20 protein-coding genes are annotated in these 19,069 nt (G+C 44.0%); 12 read left to right on the forward strand and 8 right to left on the reverse strand.

Features of this window, described 5'->3' with window-relative positions; all coding sequences use genetic code 11:
- Positions 1-2: 2 nt before the first annotated feature.
- From R7044_RS18360 to R7044_RS18380, 5 genes are all read left to right on the forward strand, one after another.
- Positions 3-2,234, forward strand: coding sequence for a response regulator (locus tag R7044_RS18360; RefSeq protein ID WP_225455740.1), 2,232 nt, complete (start codon positions 3-5; stop codon positions 2,232-2,234).
- Positions 2,209-3,633, forward strand: a complete 1,425-nt coding sequence (locus R7044_RS18365; RefSeq protein ID WP_062730940.1) for a TolC family protein — start codon at positions 2,209-2,211, stop codon at positions 3,631-3,633. The genes R7044_RS18360 and R7044_RS18365 overlap by 26 nt, the downstream gene beginning before the upstream one ends.
- The gene (locus R7044_RS18370) at positions 3,623-5,209 is read left to right on the forward strand and encodes an ATP-binding cassette domain-containing protein (RefSeq protein ID WP_042521477.1); all 1,587 of its coding nucleotides are present in this window, start codon (positions 3,623-3,625) and stop codon (positions 5,207-5,209) included. Before R7044_RS18365 ends, R7044_RS18370 begins: the two co-directional genes overlap by 11 nt.
- The gene (locus tag R7044_RS18375; protein ID WP_053809549.1) at positions 5,206-7,344 is read left to right on the forward strand and encodes an ATP-binding cassette domain-containing protein; all 2,139 of its coding nucleotides are present in this window, start codon (positions 5,206-5,208) and stop codon (positions 7,342-7,344) included. Before R7044_RS18370 ends, R7044_RS18375 begins: the two co-directional genes overlap by 4 nt.
- Before the next feature lie 105 nt (positions 7,345-7,449).
- Positions 7,450-7,824, forward strand: coding sequence for a hypothetical protein (locus R7044_RS18380; RefSeq protein ID WP_005375619.1), 375 nt, complete (start codon positions 7,450-7,452; stop codon positions 7,822-7,824).
- 26 nt (positions 7,825-7,850) lie between these two features.
- Here the strand turns inward: R7044_RS18380 and R7044_RS18385 are convergent, their stop codons facing one another.
- From R7044_RS18385 to R7044_RS18395, 3 genes are all read right to left on the reverse strand, one after another.
- Positions 7,851-8,741, reverse strand: coding sequence for an RNA polymerase sigma factor RpoD/SigA (locus R7044_RS18385; RefSeq protein WP_025768458.1), 891 nt, complete (start codon positions 8,739-8,741; stop codon positions 7,851-7,853).
- A gap of 333 nt (positions 8,742-9,074) precedes the next feature.
- Positions 9,075-10,517, reverse strand: coding sequence for a diguanylate cyclase domain-containing protein (locus tag R7044_RS18390; RefSeq protein ID WP_171345462.1), 1,443 nt, complete (start codon positions 10,515-10,517; stop codon positions 9,075-9,077).
- Between the two features lie 266 nt (positions 10,518-10,783).
- Positions 10,784-11,071 (reverse strand): alternative ribosome-rescue factor A, encoded by a 288-nt coding sequence (locus tag R7044_RS18395; RefSeq protein WP_017821594.1) that lies wholly within the window; start codon positions 11,069-11,071, stop codon positions 10,784-10,786.
- A gap of 365 nt (positions 11,072-11,436) precedes the next feature.
- Here R7044_RS18395 and R7044_RS18400 point away from each other — a divergent pair, with 365 nt between their 5' ends.
- From R7044_RS18400 to R7044_RS18415, 4 genes are all read left to right on the forward strand, one after another.
- Positions 11,437-11,646 carry a cold-shock protein gene (locus R7044_RS18400; protein WP_005375625.1) on the forward strand — a complete coding sequence of 70 codons (210 nt, stop codon included), beginning with the start codon at positions 11,437-11,439 and terminating at the stop codon, positions 11,644-11,646.
- 89 nt (positions 11,647-11,735) lie between these two features.
- Positions 11,736-12,281: a YaeQ family protein gene (locus R7044_RS18405; protein WP_005375627.1), complete on the forward strand. Its 546-nt coding sequence runs from the start codon at positions 11,736-11,738 to the stop codon at positions 12,279-12,281.
- Entirely contained in the window at positions 12,268-12,810 is a 543-nt protein-coding gene (locus R7044_RS18410) for a hypothetical protein (protein ID WP_005375629.1), read from the forward strand. Before R7044_RS18405 ends, R7044_RS18410 begins: the two co-directional genes overlap by 14 nt.
- Positions 12,811-12,921: 111 nt before the next feature.
- Positions 12,922-13,281, forward strand: coding sequence for a glutaredoxin family protein (locus tag R7044_RS18415; RefSeq protein ID WP_005375631.1), 360 nt, complete (start codon positions 12,922-12,924; stop codon positions 13,279-13,281).
- Between the two features lie 191 nt (positions 13,282-13,472).
- On the opposite strand, the gene R7044_RS18420 is transcribed toward R7044_RS18415, so the two are convergent.
- Positions 13,473-14,099 (reverse strand): OmpA family protein, encoded by a 627-nt coding sequence (locus R7044_RS18420; protein ID WP_047101839.1) that lies wholly within the window; start codon positions 14,097-14,099, stop codon positions 13,473-13,475.
- A 282-nt stretch (positions 14,100-14,381) separates the two neighbouring features.
- On the opposite strand from R7044_RS18420, the gene R7044_RS18425 reads away from it, so the two are divergent.
- Together R7044_RS18425 and R7044_RS18430 are read left to right on the forward strand one after the other, a co-directional pair.
- A complete protein-coding gene (locus tag R7044_RS18425; protein ID WP_054578696.1) occupies positions 14,382-15,014 on the forward strand; it encodes a thiol:disulfide interchange protein DsbA/DsbL in 633 nt (210 codons plus the stop codon).
- A 13-nt stretch (positions 15,015-15,027) separates the two neighbouring features.
- Positions 15,028-15,501, forward strand: coding sequence for an FKBP-type peptidyl-prolyl cis-trans isomerase (locus R7044_RS18430; protein ID WP_054578695.1), 474 nt, complete (start codon positions 15,028-15,030; stop codon positions 15,499-15,501).
- An 82-nt stretch (positions 15,502-15,583) separates the two neighbouring features.
- Here R7044_RS18430 and cyoE read toward each other — a convergent pair whose 3' ends face one another.
- Genes cyoE through R7044_RS18450 form a run of 4 tightly spaced genes read right to left on the reverse strand, consistent with a single transcriptional unit; the run spans position 15,584 to position 18,824 of the window.
- The gene (gene cyoE / locus R7044_RS18435) at positions 15,584-16,483 is read right to left on the reverse strand and encodes a heme o synthase (protein WP_005375639.1); all 900 of its coding nucleotides are present in this window, start codon (positions 16,481-16,483) and stop codon (positions 15,584-15,586) included.
- Positions 16,476-17,495: a COX15/CtaA family protein gene (locus R7044_RS18440; RefSeq protein WP_158155329.1), complete on the reverse strand. Its 1,020-nt coding sequence runs from the start codon at positions 17,493-17,495 to the stop codon at positions 16,476-16,478. The genes cyoE and R7044_RS18440 overlap by 8 nt, the downstream gene beginning before the upstream one ends.
- An 11-nt stretch (positions 17,496-17,506) precedes the next feature.
- Entirely contained in the window at positions 17,507-18,043 is a 537-nt protein-coding gene (locus R7044_RS18445) for a hypothetical protein (RefSeq protein WP_017635864.1), read from the reverse strand.
- Complete coding sequence (locus R7044_RS18450) at positions 18,033-18,824, reverse strand: SURF1 family protein (RefSeq protein WP_199267669.1); 792 nt, start codon at positions 18,822-18,824, stop codon at positions 18,033-18,035. The genes R7044_RS18445 and R7044_RS18450 overlap by 11 nt, the downstream gene beginning before the upstream one ends.
- On the opposite strand from R7044_RS18450, the gene R7044_RS18455 reads away from it, so the two are divergent.
- A complete protein-coding gene (locus R7044_RS18455) occupies positions 18,823-19,059 on the forward strand; it encodes a DUF2909 domain-containing protein (RefSeq protein WP_005375504.1) in 237 nt (78 codons plus the stop codon). The two genes, R7044_RS18450 and R7044_RS18455, sit on opposite strands and share 2 nt — an antisense overlap.
- The last annotated feature ends 10 nt before the right edge of the window (positions 19,060-19,069 follow it).

Consider the following 19,069-nt stretch of genomic DNA (forward strand, 5'->3'; position numbering starts at 1 on the left):
GGATGAGTAACAAACCTTCCTACAATATTTCCGTTCCTGTTATGCGCCTTAGTATTGCTTTCAGCTTGGTGCTGGCTGCCCTCGCCTTTTATTTATATGTTTCTTGGGAAAAAGTGGATTCAGTGGAGCAAGTGCAAAACGCGCCTCTATTGGTTCAAGCTCAACAACTCAACCAAACCATCGAACTTGATATCCAAACGCTTCAGCGCTGTTTAGCCGCGCGTTATTGTAGTACAACAGAGCTCGACTTTGAGGTTCTGAAAAACGAAATTGACCAGTTTAAGTCTCTCGCGTCACTCAACAAAACCGAGTTTAGTTTGGTAGGCGCGACCGAATATACGCAGCTTGAACTGGCGATTAATCGCTTCTCGGACAGCTCAAAAACGCGTGACGATGTGTTGGCACTGTATCTCTCGCTCACCAATAACTACCTACAAATGGACGACAACTATCGCACCATGTTTAACAACCACGCGAGCGACCTAATGATGGAGAAAAACGAGTTCTTCATTTGGTTGTTTATAGTCGTTGTTGTGTTGGTTGGTATCGCCGTTCTATCGAATTTAGTGGCAATCCTAAAACTGAAAAAATCCAGTTCGAATGAGCGAGACATTGACCAAGAATTCGATGGGCTTTATCAAGAGCTCAAACAACTTGATTTACAAAGGTTAGAAGAGTTGCTGAATGAAGTGAGCATCAATCCGAAGCAGCGTCAGATCTACTCTCACCTAAAACTGATTTTCAGCAAACTCGAAGAGCAAAAACGCAATAACGATCTCTACAAGCAACTCTATGCTCTGATTGGTTACGAGATTCGTGGCATCACCAACACTATTAACGGCGGCGTGCAATATCTCGTACAAGAGACCGATGAGAGCGGCGTGTTGATGGCGCAAGATATAACCTCGGCTGCCAATACCTTGTCTGAGTTAGCAGAGAACTACAACCGACTCATTTCACAAGGGACCGAGAGCAAATCGAAAGAGTTTTCACTGCTTAATGTGTTGTCTGAATTGATGATTCACATCAGTTCCAAAGTACAGCGGAATGAAGGTGAGCTAGACTGTTTTATCTCGGATAACTTGCCAAATCGTGTTGAAGGGCAATCCACCAGCTTATTCTGGGTGTTGTTCCTACAGTTATCGAATGCCATCCAACTCAAAGCTGACAAAAAACTGTTTGTCACCATTGAATCGGGCGCGGCGTCAGACATTGAAAACACTCGCCTGACCATCAATCTAAACTTCTTAACCACACTGGATGTGCCGTTTGCCAAGCTCAATACCCTACACTGGAGCGACCATAAGCAGCACACTGCAACCAAAGACGATTTGGCGAAAAGCGTACTGAAAGATTATGGCTATTACGAGAGCCATTGGTATCAATCGGGCAATCAGGAACGTTTTCAAATTCAGCTCGATTTGAAAGCCAAGAGCTTCCACACAGAGAAAACTCGCTTCGACAATAAGCGCCTATTATTGTGTGCCAACTCTCAGCTGCGCATTGACGTGATGAACAAAATGCTGGTCAACTTGGGCTTAGAGATCACGCCAATTCGAACGCCGAACGAGCTCTTCTCTGCTGCAAAAACCTTTGGCGAATACGATGCCATCATGCTGACCGACACGTTCGAGCCAAACAAGCTGCCCTCACTGAGCAAAACGGTGAAATCGCAACTGCGCAATCACCCGAACACCAAGTTGTTGCTTTCAGTCACTAGCACTCAGCAAGCACAAGAGAGTCATACCTTTGTCGACAAGATTCTAAACTCCCCCGCGATTCCGTATGAGTTCATCCCCAATCTGTTAGCAATCATGGAAGCGGAAGCCTCAGAAGATCAGATGGAGAACAGCTCATTCCTGATTGTGGAAGATGACCGTGTTCAACAGATTCTACTCAAACGTATTTTGAGCAAGCAAGAATACGAAGCCGACACCGTTGGCGATGGCGCAGACGCTGTTCAGCACTTCATGAATCAGCGCTCGGACATCATTTTTATGGACTGCATCATGCCTGGCATGGGCGGTATTGAAGCAACCAAACGCATTCGACAATACGAACAAGAGAGCGGACAACACCCTTGCACCATCATAGGCGCGACAGCATTGACCAGCAGTAATGAACACCAAGCTTGTATCGAAGCTGGAATGGATTACGTGATCAGCAAACCTTATAAAAACGACGAAATCATCAAGGTGATCAACAAGTATGTGGCGGTACAGAAACTTAACTAGCTGCGTATTGGCAGCGCTTACATTGAGCAATGCTCCTTCGGCAATGGCGACCACCTTGCTTGAGGCGGTCAAACTCGGCTTGGAAAACAATTTATCTCTGCGCGCTAGTGACAAAGGCGTGGAAGAAAACGAATACAACATCGACATTAGCCGTTCTAAGTTCCTGCCTTCTTTAAACGGTGCCGCTGATACAACATGGAATGAAAACGAGACCATATTAACGGGAACACCAGATAAACGTTCAAGCTACAACTCAAATAGCTACAGCGTGTCTTTATCGCAATCGGTGTTTAACCTTGGCGACATCTTCAAATACGGCACCGCGAAGCTTGATTTCAACATTGAAGAAATCAAACACGAGAACAAAATCCAGAGCACCATTTCTGAAATCGCGACGCAATATTTCGAATACCTCAAAAACAACGCGCAAATCAAAGCCACCCAAGTAGAACTTAAATCGTCTGAAACACGTGAGCGCCAAATGCGTCGCAACGTGGAACTTGGCAACACTGCGGCGAGCGAGTTGTATGAGGTAATTGCCCAGAAAGAAGGCATTGCCAATCGCTTAAGAACCTTAGAGAAAGACCGGCGCGTAATTTTGAACGGTTTAGAGATTCAAGTTCAATACCCAGTCACCCCATCACAAGACATCTACGAAAGTGTTCCCTTGGAGGAAATCAGCGAATCCGAACAACGTGAGATTCTTGAACAAGCTTTGAAGCTCAATAACGACTTATTGGTTGCGAAGAAAACCGTCGAGCGCAGCCGAAGAGGCTTGAAAGAAAGCGGTTCAAACTTTGTGCCGACCGTATCGCTCTCTGCCAGTTACCGTTACGACGATGCGAACAACTATGACCGAACCGACCCAACCGCAACAGGGGACAGTAACTCGACCAGCGTCGGGTTGAACTTGAATGTGCCAATTTTCTCCGGCGGTTCGGATTACTACGGTTATCAAAAATCGTCGACTGCCATCGAGCGAACCGAGCTGCTGTACCAAGATTCATTGTTCGCGACGCGCAATAGCGTTAACACCTCAGTACTCAACATTAATGACTTCTCCCGCGCCATCAGCAGTTACGAGAACATCATCCGTGCCAACTACGCTTCCTACAAAGGCATTCAACGCGCCTATCAGCTTGGTACGCGAACCATTACCGACTTACTGGCAGCGGAAAGTAAACTGTTCAGCGCGCTACGTGATTACGAGAGCGCGCGCTATGACTACATCATTGAATCGATCAATCTTGAGCAAATCAAAGGCATGCTATCGGTTCAATCTATCGAAAGCATCATGCAGTTGATGAGCGATATCGAAGGCAGAAGCAATCAAGACTTAGTTCCAAAACACCTTCTCTCCAAACCATCGATTAAGAAAGGAGGTCGCAATGCAAACTGAGTATTTTTCCCAAAAGATTAACTTTGCTGACAAATGTTACCTGACTTTCTCAACGGTCATCTCGACGCTGTTTGGTTTAGTACTGCCCTTTTCGATTCTGATTATCTTTGACCGTGTTTTACCTAACCAAGCCAAAGACACGCTGTTTCTTCTGTTTGCCATTATCTTGATCACCATCTTCCTCGACTATCACTTAAAGAATCAGGAAGAGAAGATTTCGTCGGTGATCATGAAGCAATTCGAAACCAACTTAACCAACAAGGTGTTTCAATCAATCTGTTTGGCTGAGATATCGAAGTTTCGTCGTCTAGAACCCGGTGAATACCTAGAGCGTATTGCGACCATTCCAGAGATTAAATCCTTCTTTGGCGGAGAATCTGTACGGGCATTGATCAACCTTGCCGTCAGCATACTGACCATTCTGATTATCGGTGTGATCAACATTTGGGCGGGAGTGACCATCTTGCTCGCCTCCATCATTTTGGCGGTGTTCGCACTCAGTCTTTCCAAGCAGAAAATCAACAGCTTAGAAAACAAATCCGACATCGAAGGCTTAACTACTTCTAAAATCATCGAGATCATCTCTAGCCCACTCGATATCAAAGCGCGCAATATGGAATATCGCGTTGAGAGCTTGATGACACAAATGGTGGAAGAACGTGAAGTCGAGAACATCAAATACGAGCAAATTGAATCAAACTTCAACCTTATCTTGTCGCTCATACAACAGCTCTCCATCGCTTGTGTGGTGGTGGTTTTGGCAACGGCAGTTATCAACATGCAATCGAGCCAAGGCATCATGGCTGCCATCATCATGCTTACCAACCGCTACTTCGCGCCATACCAGCAAGTAATGCGCACGGTGAGTCGATGGGAGTTGAACAAGCTTCATATTCAACGTATCGCCGAGCTGCTTGAGCTTGCTGCATCTATAGAACAACAAAACGACACGACGGAAGTCGAGCGCATCTCGGTGAAGTATTCGGAAAAACAACGCATTGAGTTTGAACGCGGTCAGGCTTACTTGCTGACGGGGAAAAGCGGCGCAGGTAAAACCCACCTCGCCAATTGCATTACGCGGCAAAACACCGACAGCAAGCTCGATATCCAAATCAACGAGACACCGCTCGATGACGTCAACTACAACGTCTGGCGTAATAGCGTGCTCATGGTCGACAAAACCAGTTCGTTCGTCGAAGGCACCATCATCGACAACTTGACTTGTTTCCGCCCGAGCTTAAACAACACGGCATTTGCGCTTTGCGAAACCATGAACATCAAGGCACAAATCGATGCCCTTCCCGCTGGTTTTTACACCGAGCTTAAAGGACATTTACGCAACCCATTCTCGCGCCAAGTCGCTTATGCCTTGTTGTTAGTGCGTGCCTTACTCGCGAACAAACGTGTGTTGATCTTCGACGACATCGACTGTGTTTATGATGACGACTTTGCTCGATTGGTTTTGACCAGCACCGCCTATCGCGCCAACGACAAAATCCTCATCATCGTCAGCAACAAGATGGACAAACTCAATCATCGCCTCAAACGCGTCAAACTTACCGGAGGTGACCAATGAGTATTTTGGTTGATTTTAATAATGTCCCTCAGCGCTTGTTGGACTTTGAGGCTCGCAGTTATGACGAGCGATACAATCAGTCACCTTTGATTCGTGGTTTAGCTTACACCCTCATAGCGCTTGAATGGGAAGGCACACCTTCTATCCTCAGCGACGCTTTTATCCCTAAACCAAAAGACAGCGACAGTTTTATCGCTACGATTGAACGCCTTGGTTACCGTTGTGACGTCACCAAACTAAAAACGTTGGAGCACATCGAGGGGCATCCTCATCCTTGTTTTATCGAGATAGAAAACCTCACTGCGATTTTCTTGGGCACTAAAGACGGCAAACTGATCCTGTTTGATTACACAAATAACAACACCATTGAATACCCGCTCTGCAAGAAGCCGTGCTTGTTGGTCTCGATCAGCGAATACTCCCGCTTATTCCGAGAACCGCCACCTGAATCTCAAGACCGCAGTAACTGGATTAAATACGCGTTTTATCGCTACAACAATGAACTCAAAAGCCTGATTATTCTCAGCTTCGTGGTAAGCATTCTCGGCGCACTCCAGCCCTTTTTTATTATGAGTGTGTACAACTTCGCCTTAACCTCTAGCTCGCAAGCCACGCTTTATTGGCTCACGTTATTTGCTGTGATTGTTGGGTTCTCGGAATACTTTTTCAAGAAAATGCGGGTCAACATCATCGCCACATCAGGAAAGGATTTGGCGGTGCATATTTCTCAAAACGTAATATCCAAACTGTTGTGGCTTCCTTATTCGATGACATCCACCGCAGGTGTCTCTTCTCAGTTAGCGCGTTTGAAAGACATCGACACGTTCCGCCGTTTGGTAACCGCAGAGTCAACATTAAGCTACTTCGACATGCCGTTTGTTATCGTATTCATTATTGCCATTGCTCTTATGTCTGGTACCGCGGCGCTAGTCGTTATGGCGGGGTTGATTCTAATGTTGGTGTTCTGTGTTTATTCTCGTTACATCTACTCGCAAGCCACGTCCAAGAGCTCTCGCGCCAACGCCATGGTTTCTTACCAATGGAATGAGATTCTTCGTGGTATAAAAACCATCCAAGGCTTGCCATTATTGCGTGTTATCCAGTCCCGCTTTAGCGCATCGCATTTACAAAGCACCAACGATGCAGAACATGTTTCAGTGACTAATAGCAGGGTTCAGGCAGCAGGCGGGAGTTTGATTCAGGTTATTGGTACCGCAAGTATCGTCGCGGCCGTTATCGGCGTGATGGACGGCACCTCCGATGCAGGTGCAATGCTTGCTACCGTAATTTTAGTCTGGAAGGCGTTGGGGCCTATTATGGGCATCTACAACTCTATTTCTAAGTTCCAATCCATTAAGGCGTCTTCTGCGCAAATCAACAACCTTATGGCGATGAATGACGATAAGCTAACGTTAGAGAAAAGCCCCCCTATTCGCCTCTTTCAAGGTAGTATCGTCGGCTCTGGTGTGAGCCATCGTTATAGTGGTGCGGCAACAGGCTTAACTAATCTTGGTTTTAAAATTCCACCGGGCGCAAAAGTTGTGATTTGTGGACCAACAGGTTGCGGTAAAACGACGCTCATTTCTATTATCGCTGGGCTAGAGGAACGCTATCAAGGCTCAGTTTCGGTGGACGGTTATAACATCAAACAATTCAACAGTTACCGCTATCGAACCTCGATTAACTACATCCCGTTTAACCTGCATATTTTTGAAGGCTCCTTGGAGACTAACTTCATCTTGCATAATGGGTTAATCCCAACAGAAAAAATGCGTGAAATGGTGAGTTTCTTTGAGCTCGATACATGGTTGCCACAAGGCCTGGACACTCAATTGAGCGTTGATATCTGTAAAAGTTTACCAAATGGTATTCAACAAAGACTGCGGCTCGCATTAGGGCTAGGCAACTGCGAACAATCTTTGATTATCATTGACGAGCCATTTAATGGTGCAGAGCAAGAAAATTCCCACTACTTCAAGCGGTTATTTAGCGACAAACTACTCAATAAGACCGTTATTTTCTCAACGAATGATCCGGGCATGATCTCTACATCCAATATGAGCTTAGTCTTGGAGCCAGATGGCAACCTGAAGTATTTCGGGTTAACCGATAAGTACTTAAAAAGTCTAAGTTAAGTTCGGAATGTGGTGTGGTTCATCATTCATACTTGAGCACGGTCATTGACAAAAATGTAAACGATGAGACTATTTACTCTGTAAGCGCGTACACTAAGGAATCCGATGTATACATTTGTTGCAGACAAATTGGATGTGGTTTATTTATCAACGATACCAGAAAACTACCAGTTACAAGACTTCGACGTGCCTGAAGAAGAACTCGAAATTCGTGAAATTGTAGAGGTATGGTATGAGTGTGCGTTTCTTCCTGACTTTAACCTTCAACACATCGACATCGAAAACAAAACTGCTTTGGTCGAGACACAAGCGCAAGTCGTAAACAACTACACAAGTACGCTCGCTTTTTTACTCAAAAGTCGTACTTATCGCGCAGCACTTAACCGATTATTGAGTGTATGGAGATTGGAGGCAGCAGCTAAAGCACAGCTTGAGCTGCTGTTACTTACGGAAGAACAGAGTAGCAAGCCAGTAAATTAATCAGCTAGGATAAGGGGCTAAAAATCTTAAACCCAACCATCGAATCGGAGACGTTTCTGCACGCGTTCAACCGCCTCTATCTGCATCTGACGAACACGCTCGTTAGATACGTTTAATAACAGGCCTATTTCCGACAAGGTTTTCACTCTCTGGTCAAATAATCCGAATCGATGGATCAAGACTTTCTGCAACTTAATTGGCAAAGTTTTAATAATATTTTCAATAGCTTGAGTAAAGCACTGGTTTTCACAGTCTTGTTGTGGATCTGGCGTATACTCACTTTCACACAGTTCAAGAACAAATGGAACACGATGTAGGTCCGCAGTGGTCGATACATCAATAAAACCACTTAGAGCAACAAGTTCATCTATACGTTCTGCTTTCACCCCTGAGCAGCGTGAGAGTTCAGAAATAGACAACTCCTTGCTCTCACTTTTTGACGCATCGAGCTTTTTTAAAGCCAGGCTATTTATCTCTTTGCACACATGAGCAGGTAAACGTACCGTGCGGCCATTGTTCATTAATGCCGCTTCTATATTCTCGCGAATCCACCATACCGCATAAGTAGAAAAACGGTAGCCTGGCTCAGGATCGAACTTATCGACCGCTTTTATCAAACCAATGTTACCTTCTTCTATTAAATCGAGCAGAGTAAAGTTATTGCCTGGCCGTTTGAGGTAACCTTTTGCGATTTTCACAACAAGTCGAAGATTAGACTCAATCAACATTTCGCGCGCTTCTTCATCACCAGCTCGATTAAGTTTGGCGTAATGCAACTCCTCTTCACGAGACAACAAATCAATCCCCACAATATCTTTGAGATAGTGAGCATAAGGGTCTTTCCCAACTGACAACGATTCTTTCATTGACAGTTCATCCGTGACAGCTCGGAACCTAGCAAAGCATTCGTTGTTCATTCCCCGTCCTTCTCAAGCCAACTTATTTCTTATCTTCTTTAATTGTTTTTGTACAACACTGTATGCATCATGCTTTATATGCATTACTTTACACTGAGTGTAGACAGGGGTTCTGATCTTTACCAAGAAATCACTTATCACTTTAAAACAATTACTGCTTCTATGATAAAAACGTGAGCAGGTGGGGGGTTATATATATGAAAGTGCAAGTATTTGTACGCAAATTGGCCTCAAAGAAAACAACGCAACGTGATCGTTAACGCTTACCACGTTACTCTGACTAAAACTTTGAGGCTTGAGGATGGTTTGAAGTATCAGTTGAATTAGCGAGATCTAATTCACTTGACGAAGCGCAGGTTGAAGCTGACAGTCTGTTATAACTTGGAAAACTGCACGATTCTTTCCTTCAGACTTACCTTGATACATCAACTCGTCAGCATCTTGCAAGCTCACGATGTGGGTAAACTCAGGATAGTAAGCACAGCCCAAACTGATACTCAAATGAATTGCTTGTCCGCCCAGTATAACAGGCTGATCGTAAACGGCTTTACAAAGCATATTGGCAAAATTGAGCGCTTCTCGCTCTGACAGAGAAGACGTAACGAGTGCGAACTCTTCTCCTCCAATTCTCGCCAATGTCATTCGGTCATCAGTCATCGACTTAGCGGCTTCTGCGATGGCAACTATTGCTCGGTCTCCAGCAAGGTGGCCATATCGATCATTGATTGATTTAAAATCATCAATATCAAACACCATCACCGTTAAGTTTCGCTTCAAATGATTCAGTAGCGCCAATTGCTCAATCAGGTGTCTACGGTTGTATAGCTTTGTGAGAGAATCCGTCAACGTCATCTCCAGCAATTGCTGATTGGCAATCGTTAATTGCCTTGTCCGAAGAGCAACCATACGTTTGAGGGCAAAAATATGATAAAGCGTTGCAATCGCCATAATGAAAATAGCAATAGGGAAAAGATAAAGTGGATAAACCGTTTTCACCACACTCCAACGGGTAAGGATCCGCTCACGATCCGTATCAATGACTTTTTCAAACGCTCTTGATACCTCTAAAATGGAAGTTGCACTATGCATTCCTTTAGCAATCCGAAGATCTTTACTATACAAGCTAATTGTCGGGACAAACATACCCGCTCCCGGCGTGGTTGCCATATAAAAGTTAGCAACTTGCAGGTCTGCAACAAAGTACAGCACCTTTTTATCGACGGCTGCTTGTATCATCGAATCATTGTTAATGTACTCTGCAATAGGTGCATTTGGATAATTCGTCTGAACAAACTCAGACTCGTAACTTCCTTTAACAACGCCAATTGGCAGCGTCATTTCGCCAGTTAAAACACTCCTGATATCAACCGAAAGTACATCTTTATTTACGTACAGTTTGGTTTGGATAGGCATTATGACTGCGCCAAAGTCCATATACTTCGCTCTTTCGGGCGAGTAGACAAGTCCTCCGTGAAAGTCAGCCTTACCCTCTTTTACGGCTTGTAAAGAAGCATCCCAATCCAAAAGGAGAAACTGAACGTCGATTTGGTTGTTCGCCGCGTACTCTTTCCAAAAGTCGATTAAAATACCTTTAGGTTCACCATCTGGGCTAAGGTAAGAGAACGGCTTCCACGCTTTGGAGTTAGCAACAATTAAAGAATGAGACTCTGATTTGTGCGCATGCGCCATCGGACAAATGGACAGCCACACTAGTAATAAAGAAGCACACGCTTTTTTACATTTGCAACCATAAGTACCATAACTCGTCGATGACATACCTACTTCTCACCAGTCTTTTTAAACCATAATCTCGGCTGTTTGATTAGACTAAAGATATAGTAGAGTTGCATAAGACAGGAAGTGACGCTTATTGATATGAATCTAACTTAGTAAGTTTTAGTACTTAATTGGTACTTTCAACGCCTGGTTCGCTGAAGCAGTTGAAGCATTTGAAGCATTTGAAGCATTTGAAGCATTTGAAGCATTTGAAGCATTTGAAGCATTTGAAGCATTTGAAGCAGTACATGATAAATTAGGAAAACTTATCTGGTACTAAAAAATTGAATATCATCAGTTTTGCAAACACCTAGTACCAATAAAAAAGCCCTATTCAAAATCCACCTTGGGGAGAACTTTGAATAGGGCTCTTTGCCTCTATGCTTCATTTTACGGCTGAAGCTACCTTTACCTTTTTTCGCTTTAACGACTCGTGTTTGGAACAGCTGACTGGTAACAACCGCTTTTAACGCGTTGTCTTTGATTTCACCTCTGCCGAAGTCGGTCTCATGTTGTGAGCCACTCGGTTGAGGACTGATTTTACGCTTTGCCATAAATCCTCCTTAATGGTCGAACCAGATTGGACAATAATTATATAAATAAGTCAAATTTATAGATTTAGTTGAATTTTATGCTAAAAAACTTCACATCACCGTCATTTATTTGAAATTTAATCAAAAACATGCTGGTTAAATAGTGACTAAATACAAATATTTGTCCATAAAGCACTAATATATGTTGACTCTTCGTGGAATTAACCTAGACTCAAACACGGCTAGAAAGAAAGTTCTTTGTTTTCACATTTCGTTGGATTACTTGTAACCCGTCGTCCTGTGGTACGCAATAGCAATTTATTTTTCCACGCTATAAGCGCCGTTGAGGCGAAAGATTACATTATTTAGATATTTAGGAAATAGACATGTCTAACACAGCTACTGGCACAGTTAAGTGGTTCAACGAAACTAAAGGCTTCGGTTTCATTCAACAAGAAAACGGTCCTGACGTATTTGCTCACTTCTCTGCAATCACTGGTGACGGCTTCCGTACTCTAGTTGAAGGCCAGAAAGTAGAATTTGTTATCTCTCAAGGTCAAAAAGGCCCTCAAGCAGAGCAAATCAAAGTACTTTAATTCTTAAAGAATTTGATACGATAGCCAGCTTTTAAAGCTGGCTATTTTTTTGCCTAAAACTTATTTTGCCAACAAAACGATATAAATCTATGGCTCTTAAACCAACCATTTACAAATTTCGTATCGCCATTTCCGATATGAATAATGACTATTACGATTCTAAAAATCTAACTATCGCCCTTCACCCTTCTGAAAAGCCGCAACGAATGTTGGCTCGCATTCTAGCTTACTGTTTAAATGCTCAAAGCAATCTGGAGTTTACAAAAGGACTCTCTACGATTGAAGAGCCTGATTTATGGCATGTTGGCGATGATCAAAGCATTACTCACTGGATTGAAATTGGCGAACCAGAACCAGACAGAATTAAGAAAGCTTCTCGCCTAGCAAAGCATGTAAAAGTTTACACTTATAACACCAAAGCGGCTGTCTGGTGGGACAAAATGTCAGGAAAGTTCTCAATGCTTCCCGTCAACGTAGAGAGCTTTGACTATGACGCTATCGACTTGATTTGTCAGCACCTTGACCGAGGTACTAGCCTTTCTGTTATGATTACTGGCAGCTCAATTTTTGTTGATATCAATGATCAGCATATCGAAGTAACGGTGAAGGAACTAAAAAACCATGACGTCTCTTAGTGAACTGAGTCAAGAGATGGGATTTGAAGAAATCCCCTTTGTTAAAGAACATAAAGCAGCAAAGCGACGTTGGTTAAAAGAACAGTCACAACTATTTACAAAAGTTTGTGAGAACAAACCCACAACAGCACCTACTCTTCACCTGCTTGGCCTTTTGACCAAATCACATATTGAAGCAAGTGCTAACTACGAGCAACATGCTCACTCTACCCAGCGTATGCAGCAAGTTCTGACTGACTCCTTGGGTAATGAGCACGCGGATAAGTTTACTAACCAATCTGCTGAAGACCTAATCTTAGTCACCCACCTTTGGTTATACACGCAAGGCTATTTAAATATGGATTTCAGCTTGGCGCACGATCATGCTGAGCAGACTCAAAATACATTGCAGCACGAGCTTGTCATAAAACGCATGGACGTTGATGCATTCAGAACCGAACTCATGCAAAGTTTTTATCAAGGTAAGGAAGCCCGTCCGGCTTCAGCAAGTGGCTTTTGGGGTTGGTTTAAACGTCTATTTTCCGCATAAAATACATGGTTTTATCCATTTCAAACAACTGATAGACTTCACGCTCAGTGCAACAAGCATCATGATTGCATTCTTAAAGGACAGTTACCCAATGAACATCAAGGGATCATTATGAAGTTTATCCGTTGGATTTTAGGCAAGGTTATCTTATTGCTGAACGCGGTGTTCTCACCTCGTGGTATTAAGCGCACCGCAGAAGAACAGCAACGTATTGATGAAAAAGCGAAACAATACGCACTTTACCAATTTGAAGCCTGCCCTTTTTGCGTAAAGGTCCGCCGTGCAATGAAGCGTCAATCGGTGAACATTGAGCTACGTGATGCAAAAAATAATCCTACTCATCGAGCTGAACTAGAGCAAGGTGGTGGGCGAGTTAAAGTCCCTTGCCTTCGTATCGAAAAAGATGGTGAAACACAGTGGTTATACGAGTCATCTGACATCGTCGCTTACGTTGAAAAAGAATTTGCCTAAGTTCCCCCTATGAACATTGGCGGATGTAAAAGAGGCACCTAACGGTGCCTCTTTTCTATTTTTTCTAGCTAAATGTTGCCGTGCGAGCTTTCCTTATTCAGTCTTCTTGCTCAACTCCGAACTTAAACTCCACTAAGCAAATAACGGGTATGTGAGAACAACACAACGAAGATTACCGCCTAACGTCTGCGTTATTCATCCACGATCAATGTTAGCTCTACGCGCCGATTGCAAGCTTTACCACTCGCTGTCGCATTGCTGCACTTCGGTACATACTCTCCGAAGCCTCTAGAAAACACTCGTTGACGTGGAATACTCGTCGCCAATAATTGTTTTTCTACTTCACGAGCTCGCTTTTCAGATAGCGTGTCGTTGAAACTTTCAGCTCCCGTACTATCCGCATGACCATCAATCACGACATCAACATCAGTTCTTCCCGCCAGATAGTGACCAATGTTTCGAATCCAGTCTTGAGATTGAGCAGATAACCGTGCAGAACCCGTTTGAAAATGCACTTGCTCTTTCAAACGTATCATCAGGTGACCACCACTGAGCGTCTCGTGAGGAATGTTATGCCTGCTCAGGAACATTTCCAGAGAGGTCACGTTTTGCGACTTTTTTACTGACGCCCTCGCCGTTTGATATGAACGAGGGGAAGAAGCCACATTGGATGCGCTCGGGTATCCCCACTCTGGGTGTCTCAGCTCAGAGTTTGATTTAGGAGCTGTATCTAAAATGTTCCCACCAGGGACCATATCTTGATCGAGGCTGCTGCACCCGGCCAGAATGCCACAAACAATTAAAAACCAATGCTTCATACCATTACCAACGTAGAAAAACTCTTGTTCATTGTGTCGACAAAACACGCCGAATCTTTAGCGCTTTTGTCCACCGATTGGTTTGTCTATGCAGCGTTCATGCCACTGGAGTCAATGCAAAATCATCTCTCAAATAAAAAGCAACACTAAAATACCCTACCCTTACAGCCCATACGTCAGGCAAAGTCTGTTACCAATGGTCTCATTTTATTGTTATTTAATGGTTTTAGTCACTATCGTTAACCGATAAACTAACGCAAATTTCTCATTTAGAGCACTACTATGTTAAAAACCATATCGAAAGGCTTTGCTGTTGTTGTTGCCGTAATGGCTTTGTCGGCATGCGATAGCGGCAAGAGTCAGCCTCAGCAAGGCAAACAATACGAAGTTTTGCCAGTATCCCTTGAAGAGTATGATTTAGCTCCCCTGACTGAAGCATTCTCTTTAACTTGTGGCCACTGCCGCTCAATGGAAGAGTTTGTCCCTCAAATTGAATCATTGACCGATCAAAGCGTTGAAAAAATGCATGTAACGTTCAATGAAAGTGCACAAGTGAGCGCCATCATCTTCTATACTGCCGTAATGCAGCTTGAATCAACACCAGATAAAGCGTTTATGGCGGATCTTTTTACTGCTGTGCAAATGGGTGCCGATGCAACGGCTGAGGAACGCCAAATCGCCGTAGAGAAAGCCTTTGAGTCTCGCAACCTTATCAGCCCTTACCATTTAGATGAAGCACAGCAAAAAGCGCTGTTTGAGTACATCACTAAGGCAGAAGCGATCACGACTCGCGGCCAAATTAACTCCGTTCCAGCCTTTATCGTAAACGGAAAATATCAAGTGATTACTGGTGGTCATGACAGCGTTGAAGCCATGGCAGAAACCATCAAATTTTTGCTAAAACAACCTAAATAGACAAGGAGATTACGTGTCTAAATTTTTGTTTCCTCTTATTATTTTTATTTTGGCGGGCTTTTTCATTTACCGTACTTGGACAAACCATAAAGTAGCAGATGAAAACTTTGCCAAAGGCCAAGCATTCTTACTAGAAAATGCGAAAAAAGAAGGCGTCATCACAACAGAAAGTGGCCTTCAATACATGGTTCTTGAAAAAGGCGAAGGTGAGGTTCACCCAACTGCAACAAGTAAAGTAAAAGTACACTACCACGGCACCTTGATTGATGGCACGATATTCGATAGCTCTGTTAATCGTGGTGAGCCTATTTCATTTGGTCTTAACCAAGTCATTAAAGGCTGGCAAGAAGGTCTACAATACATGGTAGAAGGTGAGAAAATCCGCCTTTTCGTACCAAGCACGCTTGGCTATGGTAAGAGTGGCTCTGGCCCAATTCCACCAGCAAGTGTTTTGATCTTTGATGTTGAACTGCTAGAAATTCAATAAATCTAGAAAGCTTTGTCTTAAAGCCAAAATATCAAAACCAAAAACGCCGCGAACCACGCGGCGTTTTCTGTTTTAAGAAAGGTTAAAAACCAATATAGTGATCCGAAAGCAATGCAATGAACAACGCCAAAAGATGATAGATAGAGAATTTAAACGTCTCCATCGCGGTATTTGGCTCTGGTGCATATTTTAGCTTCCATGCATGGTACATAAAGCCAACATTGAGTAGTAGCGAGGCAAAAAGATACACCACGCCGACCATACCAACCAAAACCGGTAGGACACAAACCAAAGTCAATAGCACCGTATACAACAGAATAGAAGTTTTGGTGTACTCAATGCCGTGTGTCACTGGCAGCATGGGAATATCTACCTTGCGGTAATCCTCGACACGATGAATAGCCAGAGCCCAAAAATGTGGTGGCGTCCAGATAAAAATGATCATCACGAGCAGCCAAGCATTCGCATGTAATTGCCCTGTTACAGCAGTCCAACCGAGAAGAGGCGGCATCGCACCGGCAATCCCTGCAATGACGATATTTTGGGGCGTAGCACGTTTGAGGTACATTGTGTATACCATCGCATAGCCGAGCAAACTCATCAAAGTCAACCATGCCGTCAGCGGGTTGACCATCGCATATAGAAGTACAAACCCTAAGACACCTAAAACTGTAGCGAAGGCTATCACCGATGATGGTTTAGTCTCACCCGATGGCAATGGTCGTTTGTGTGTACGTGCCATTCTCGCATCAATTCGGCGGTCAATTAGATGATTAAACGCTGCCGCAGACCCTGCCATCAGACCAATCCCCGTTAGGCCAACTACCGCCTGCAACCAGGGGAAATCATCAACTGGGGCTAAGCTCATCCCTACTACTGCCGTCACCAACATTAACGCCACCACTTTAGGTTTCGTTAACTTCAAATAAACGGAACTTAGTCGCTTTCGCCCATTTAACGACAGCGCGATTTCTTTACTCATAGCGAACTCCTTTCGCGGTGTAATTCCAAGCCGTTTTACCCTGCCACAAGTAAAACTGGCTAACACAAACGAGACTCAACATAACAGCGGCACCAAGGTTGTGCGCCACCGCGACATAGATAGGAAGTTGAAATACTACGTTGCTTACACCCAGCATAATTTGGCACACCAGAGTGAATAACAACCACCCTCCGATTCTCTGTGAATGATGAGAATCTTGCCTCATAAGCCCAATACTATAAGCCAATACCACGGTGGCGGTAACAATAGCGCCTATACGATGAGTGACGTGTATAGTCATTCTTGCCGGATACTCCAAGACACCAAATTCATAATTCTCGAATCCAGTTTGCCAGAAAGAAAACGCTTCTTTCCATGAGAGATGGCTCATCCAGTCTCCCTCACAAATCGGCAGTGTGGTACACATCAGCGCAGCATAATTTGACGAAGTCCATCCTCCAAGGAGCACTTGCACCAAAACAACCAGGAAAACCAACAATGAAAAGCCTCTCAGAGAGCTAGAAGATGGAGAGAAATAGAGATTGTTTTGCGCTTTTAATTGGCAGTAAAAAATCGCCTGTAACGCCAATAAAACAAAACCACCGAGCAAGTGAAGCATCACGATGACGGGCATTAATTTAAGAGTAACTGTCCACATTCCCAAAAGTGCCTGCCCAATCACCAATACGCTTAGCAACATCGGAAAGGTTGAATTTACACGCTCAGACCTTACTGATATCGCTGCCATCGCAAAAATGACTAAACCTAACGTTCCCGCAAAATAGCGATGAATCATCTCAAGCCATGCTTTCTCATGCTCTACTGCCCGCTCGGGGAAGTTCAGGTTAGCACGTATGACGTCTTCTTCTTGATGCGGCACAGAAAAGTGCCCATAACAACCAGGCCAATCCGGGCAACCTAACCCTGCATCTGAAAGGCGAGTATATGCCCCTAACATGATCACCACGAGAGTTAGCAGCAAACTGAATCTAACCAACTGAATTAATTTCATATGCACTTCCTCTAACCGACTCGTGACAGTTTTAAGAGCTTGCGTAAGTCCGCCAACATACCTTTATTCAATAGGACTAAGTCCTCATTTGGTTTCGGCGAGTAAGACATCACCAGTTGCCCAAGAGGATCAACGATCAACATTTGCCCAGGTTTCACTTTTGCGGTAACCAATTCATTCATTTGCATCGCTAACATCGATACTTCCATGGGATCTGAATGCTCAGTCTGCCAAACAACTGGCACTACTCGCTCTTGATACTTACCTAAAGCAACATGGCTTTGCTGAAGCAGGTAAAGCTGCTGTTTACACTGTTCAGTGCATTCGTTAGGCAATACATAAGCGAGTTGCCAACCATGGTCTTTGAGAGGTGACTCTTGACCAAGTTGCTCTAACGTCGTGTATGGTTCGACTAACTCGCCTCTATTGGTCACTCCGCTTTGATACCACCCTTGTGTGAGAATGACTTTTGCAATGACAGCGGGAAGCGCGAACGTACAAACCAGCGCAATCAACATTAGTCGTCCTTTGGTTACTTTAGATGTCATGCTTCACCTCCATGTGACGCAACTTTTTTTGCCAACGAACAAAAACAATTAAAGTCAGTAATAAGAAAACACCTGCCATCGAAAACCATTGAATCGAATAGCCAAAATGTTTGGCACTATTGAGTGGCAATGGATTCCAAGGAAAGTCATAGGGCCAACGAGTTAAATTGTCTGGCTGCAAGACTGCGGGCATAAGTTCAATATTCAGTAGCTGATTCAATTGCGCGATGTTTAGGTTTTGCACGCGAATAACATCGCCAACTTCCGGCATTAACTCTGAGCTCAGTGGATTAGTAGATTTTCGGTACAGGCGTCCTGTGATGAAAATCGAATTATCGAGTTTGGTGACCGTTGGTAACATTGAGCGATCTGCTCTTCCCTCGACAAAACCAAGCTCCAATAACGCATAGGTACTAGGCTCATCGCTCGTCAATACAATCTGAAATGCTAAATATCCCACACTGCCTTGATGCGTTTGGTTGTCTAACAAAATTACGGGAAACGCCTGAGGAACAACATTAACTTCCACTTTTTTCCCGAGGATACTTTCCTCTCGCCAGTCGTTGTCTTCAAGAACGACGCTTAGTGCTTGGTACGCACTATCCGCACGCGCGAGAATGGCTTGTTCCAATGCTTGTTTTTCTTGCCCTCTCTCAAACTGCCAAAAACCCAGTTTGACCAAAAGAGAAAACACAACCACAGTTAAACCAACTGCAACCCAAAACCGTTTCGATAGCCATAATTGTCTTGATAACAACAATGATGAAACCGGAGGTGCCATGTCCACCGTATTTCTATTCAAACTGACGCTTGTCCTTTTGCTGCTTTTCATTATCTTCAACCTCGCAAAAGCGCTTATCGAAATGGTTCGTGAAGACCCAGATAATCCTGAAAAAAGAGACAAACCCATGAGTCATTACTTAGGCCGTCGAGTCATGTTCTCCGCTTTGGTGGTCGTCCTTTTGCTTATTGCGCTCAGCTCGGGTTGGCTAGCACCAAACCCTCGCCCTTATTAGTCGAACCAAG

The organism is Vibrio sp. 1402 (genome assembly GCF_033340275.1).

What these genes read in the sequence shown, in the direction of transcription:
- R7044_RS18455 (WP_005375504.1), top strand. Translation starts at nt 18,823, where the DNA reads ATGTCCACCGTATTTCTATTCAAACTGACGCTTGTCCTTTTGCTGCTT.
- R7044_RS18415 (WP_005375631.1), top strand. Translation starts at nt 12,922, where the DNA reads ATGAAGTTTATCCGTTGGATTTTAGGCAAGGTTATCTTATTGCTGAAC.
- cyoE (WP_005375639.1), bottom strand. Translation starts at nt 16,483, where the DNA reads ATGAGTAAAGAAATCGCGCTGTCGTTAAATGGGCGAAAGCGACTAAGT.
- R7044_RS18370 (WP_042521477.1), top strand. Translation starts at nt 3,623, where the DNA reads ATGCAAACTGAGTATTTTTCCCAAAAGATTAACTTTGCTGACAAATGT.
- R7044_RS18405 (WP_005375627.1), top strand. Translation starts at nt 11,736, where the DNA reads ATGGCTCTTAAACCAACCATTTACAAATTTCGTATCGCCATTTCCGAT.
- R7044_RS18420 (WP_047101839.1), bottom strand. Translation starts at nt 14,099, where the DNA reads ATGAAGCATTGGTTTTTAATTGTTTGTGGCATTCTGGCCGGGTGCAGC.
- R7044_RS18450 (WP_199267669.1), bottom strand. Translation starts at nt 18,824, where the DNA reads ATGGCACCTCCGGTTTCATCATTGTTGTTATCAAGACAATTATGGCTA.
- R7044_RS18380 (WP_005375619.1), top strand. Translation starts at nt 7,450, where the DNA reads ATGTATACATTTGTTGCAGACAAATTGGATGTGGTTTATTTATCAACG.
- R7044_RS18375 (WP_053809549.1), top strand. Translation starts at nt 5,206, where the DNA reads ATGAGTATTTTGGTTGATTTTAATAATGTCCCTCAGCGCTTGTTGGAC.
- R7044_RS18400 (WP_005375625.1), top strand. Translation starts at nt 11,437, where the DNA reads ATGTCTAACACAGCTACTGGCACAGTTAAGTGGTTCAACGAAACTAAA.
- R7044_RS18395 (WP_017821594.1), bottom strand. Translation starts at nt 11,071, where the DNA reads ATGGCAAAGCGTAAAATCAGTCCTCAACCGAGTGGCTCACAACATGAG.
- R7044_RS18360 (WP_225455740.1), top strand. Translation starts at nt 3, where the DNA reads ATGAGTAACAAACCTTCCTACAATATTTCCGTTCCTGTTATGCGCCTT.
- R7044_RS18390 (WP_171345462.1), bottom strand. Translation starts at nt 10,517, where the DNA reads ATGTCATCGACGAGTTATGGTACTTATGGTTGCAAATGTAAAAAAGCG.
- R7044_RS18425 (WP_054578696.1), top strand. Translation starts at nt 14,382, where the DNA reads ATGTTAAAAACCATATCGAAAGGCTTTGCTGTTGTTGTTGCCGTAATG.
- R7044_RS18445 (WP_017635864.1), bottom strand. Translation starts at nt 18,043, where the DNA reads ATGACATCTAAAGTAACCAAAGGACGACTAATGTTGATTGCGCTGGTT.
- R7044_RS18385 (WP_025768458.1), bottom strand. Translation starts at nt 8,741, where the DNA reads ATGAACAACGAATGCTTTGCTAGGTTCCGAGCTGTCACGGATGAACTG.
- R7044_RS18410 (WP_005375629.1), top strand. Translation starts at nt 12,268, where the DNA reads ATGACGTCTCTTAGTGAACTGAGTCAAGAGATGGGATTTGAAGAAATC.
- R7044_RS18440 (WP_158155329.1), bottom strand. Translation starts at nt 17,495, where the DNA reads ATGAAATTAATTCAGTTGGTTAGATTCAGTTTGCTGCTAACTCTCGTG.
- R7044_RS18365 (WP_062730940.1), top strand. Translation starts at nt 2,209, where the DNA reads ATGTGGCGGTACAGAAACTTAACTAGCTGCGTATTGGCAGCGCTTACA.